This window comes from Dorea amylophila (genome assembly GCF_025567265.1).
Taxonomy (GTDB): Bacteria; Bacillota; Clostridia; order Lachnospirales; family Lachnospiraceae; genus Dorea_A; species Dorea_A amylophila.
In genome coordinates this window covers 1-3,206 of record NZ_JAOQJW010000039.1, presented here as the reverse complement: position 1 = coordinate 3,206, position 3,206 = coordinate 1, and the positions used below count along the sequence as shown (strand labels likewise).

Below are 3,206 nucleotides of genomic sequence, written 5' to 3'. Positions count from 1 at the left end.
CAAAAGCAGCATAAAATATCGCCAGCCATAGCATGGCTGACGATACAAAAATTTATTATTTTTTATTGTCCTCTTGACGGGGAGCATACCAAGATGTCTCCCGGGGGGTTATTGTATACGTTGTTAGTTGTCATAATCTTTTGAACAAACACTGATACCCATTCCATATCCCTTCGGCCCGATATGACATCCGATACTGAATGAAAGCGAATCGTAATATACATAAGAGTCCGGAAATGCGTCTACAAGCATCTGTTTCCATTCCGCAGCCTCTTCTTCTGTCAGGTTAGAACCGGCAGCACCAATCAGGATATGTCTGTCGTCTGTATCTTTAAAACGTGTCTCACGGTCGTTCTTTAATGCCTCGACCATTTTTTGCTTACACTTCTTTATACCGCGGGTCTTGGCAAAAGCATCCAGTTTGCCACCCTGAATTGTCAAGATCGGTTTGATGTTCAGAACACTTCCGAGAGCGGCACCGGCAGCAGTAACACGTCCGCCCTTTTTCAGAAATTCGAGCGTGTCAACAGCGATATAGATGCTGGAATTGTAAGCCTCGGCCTCTAATATTTCTTTGATTTCTTTTGCTGATTTTCCGGCTTCTGCAAGCTTTTTTGCATGCATGACAGATTCTCTCTGTGTGACAGAGATCCTGTGATTGTCTGCAACCTGTACCTTGCCTTCATAATCAGCAGAAAGGCTGATAGCTGAAGAACAGGAAGCACTCAGTCCGCTGGACATCGGGATATGGATAATCTCGTCATAACCCTGTTCGAAGATGTCATCCCAAAGATCCATCAGATCACCGGGCGAAGGCTGGGATGTGGATATATTCTTTCCGCCTGTCAGGCTTTCATAGAAAGAAGTTTCGGTAAGATCGATTCCTTCATAGTGTGTCTCATCATTGATAATGACTGGCATAGGAATCAGAAAGATTCCCATCGAGTCAGCTTCTGCTTTCATAATTCCGCTGTTTGTGTCTGTCATAACAGCTGTTTTCATAAGAGAAAACCTCCTTTTGTACTCTTTACTATCTATCAGTTACAGAATAAATATTCTTGATAGCAAATATTTTATTCTGTTCGTGTGTCACCCCAAAAGAACAGTGCAACGGTTCCCGGACCTGTATGGCTTCCGATCGTTGTTCCCACATTGTTGATCTCCACTTTTTCTTTCAGATATGGAAAACGGGATTGAACCAGATCAGCAACGGCCTTCGCATCTTCGTAACAGCCGGAATGAGAAATGTAGCATTTCCCTGTATAGTCGGTCTGATGATCGGCATATTCTGCCATTTTATCGACAATGGCACGGATAACTTTTCGCTTTGTGCGAATCTTATATCGTGGAATCAGGCGCCCCAGGTTATCCATGTTAAGGAGCGGGCAGATGTTCAGTACACCGCCGATCGCACCTGCTGTCTTCGAGATGCGCCCGCCTTTTACGTAGAATTTCAAATCGGTGGAGAAGAACCAGTGATGTACGTTCAGCCGGTGCTTTTCAGCGAAGCGGAAGACTTCGTCCAGGGACTTGCCTTCATCACGCAGATCCGCCAGCTTATCCATCAAAAGTCCATATCCGGAAGATGCGCCAAGAGAATCCACGATCAGGATCCGGCGGTCAGGATAACGTTCTTCAAGACTTTCTTTTGCAATCATTGCGGAATTGATAACTCCAGAGAGTCCGGAAGAAAGTGTGACATGCAGGATATCCTTTCCTGCTTTCAGGAAAGGCTCGAAATATTCTTCGAATTCCTCGGCATTGACCTGTGAAGTCTTTGTATCGGCTCCGGCGGCCATTGCAGCATAAAATTTATCAAATGGGATAGATTTTCCAAGATCATCGGCATATTCCCTGCCATCCAGTTCGAAATGAAAACAGATGTAAGATATGTCACGTGCTTTGAAATGTTCCTCTGTAAGATCTGCTGTCGAGCAGCAGCTGATGATGTAATCCCTCATAATGCATGCTTCCTTCCCTGTTGTTTTATTATATTTAGAATATTCATGTATACTCCAAGTGGTAAAAATTGTACCATTTTCTCGGGGGAAATTCAATAATAACGAAAAAATCAGGAAGAAAAAGATGAAATTGCCTGCGGATTTCGTGGTACAATATTCATGCATCAAAGGTACTGCAGGAAGATAGGGATAATGGAAATAACGGGGAATAAGAAAATATGAATAAAGATATGGAAAGAATAAAAGAGAACATGAATATTCTAAAGGATTGCACATTATGTCCGAGAAACTGTCATGCAGACCGTTTTGAGGGACAGCGCGGAAGATGTCATGAGACGGCCGAGGTCGTGGCAGCAAGGGCAGCACTCCACATGTGGGAAGAACCCTGTATATCAGGAGATGCAGGCTCCGGAGCGGTATTCTTTTCCGGCTGTTCGATGGGCTGTATCTTCTGTCAGAATCATAATATAGCCGAAGCAAAAGCCGGAAAGATAATCACGATTGAAAGGCTGTCGCAGATATTCCTGGAACTTCAGGGAGAAGGAGCTGCCAATATTAATCTTGTGACACCGACACACTATGTCCCACAGATTATAGAAGCATTAGAGATGGCAAGAAAAGCCGGTCTGGATCTCCCGGTTGTCTATAATACAAGCGGATATGAAAAGCCGGAGACAATACAGATGCTGGATGGATATGTAGATGTCTATCTTCCGGATTTTAAATACATGGAGCCAGACCTCGCAGCTACATATTCGAAGGCTCCGGATTATCCCGAATATGCCAAAGCATCTTTAAAAGAAATGATTCGTCAGACGGGGAATATCCAGATCAACAAAGAAACAGGAATGATACAAAAAGGCGTGATCGTAAGACATCTGGTTCTGCCGGGGCATGTAAAAAATTCCAAAGCGGTCATAAAATATCTGCTCGAAACATACAAAGACCAGATTCTGATTAGCATTATGAATCAATACACCCCTATGCCGCAGGTCGCAGAAGATCCACTTCTTAGCCGTAAAGTTACAAAAAGGGAATATGAAAAAGTTATAGATTATGCACTGGAACTGGGAATGGAAGATGGATTTATCCAGGAAGGAGAAGCAGCAAAAGAAAGCTTTATACCGGAATTTAATTTAGAGGGGATTGGGATTTAATTCAGGAAGGCTGTGGATACCCGAACCGGAATAAAGCTTGGAAAGGTGTTCCTGTTCAGGTTCCATCGGCGGGTCAATTCTAAAGGGG

Annotated in this window: 3 protein-coding genes; 1 reads left to right on the top strand and 2 read right to left on the bottom strand. The window is 43.7% G+C overall.

The genetic code is table 11. The features are described 5' to 3' along the window. Nucleotides 1-123: 123 nt before the first annotated feature. Together OCV72_RS16385 and OCV72_RS16380 are read right to left on the bottom strand one after the other, a co-directional pair. On the bottom strand, nt 124-1,002 hold the full coding sequence (locus tag OCV72_RS16385) for a DegV family protein (RefSeq protein ID WP_055284945.1): 879 nt from the start codon (nt 1,000-1,002) through the stop codon (nt 124-126). Nucleotides 1,003-1,073: 71 nt separating this feature from the next. Continuing rightward, entirely contained in the window at nt 1,074-1,961 is an 888-nt protein-coding gene (locus tag OCV72_RS16380; protein WP_055284944.1) for a DegV family protein, read from the bottom strand. Between the two features lie 218 nt (nt 1,962-2,179). On the opposite strand from OCV72_RS16380, the gene OCV72_RS16375 reads away from it, so the two are divergent. After that, entirely contained in the window at nt 2,180-3,118 is a 939-nt protein-coding gene (locus tag OCV72_RS16375) for a radical SAM protein (RefSeq protein WP_242859279.1), read from the top strand. Nucleotides 3,119-3,206 lie beyond the last annotated feature (88 nt).

Coding starts and splice junctions, on each gene's coding strand:
- OCV72_RS16380 (WP_055284944.1), bottom strand. CDS start 1,961: ATGAGGGATTACATCATCAGCTGCTGCTCGACAGCAGATCTTACAGAG.
- OCV72_RS16375 (WP_242859279.1), top strand. CDS start 2,180: ATGAATAAAGATATGGAAAGAATAAAAGAGAACATGAATATTCTAAAG.
- OCV72_RS16385 (WP_055284945.1), bottom strand. CDS start 1,002: ATGAAAACAGCTGTTATGACAGACACAAACAGCGGAATTATGAAAGCA.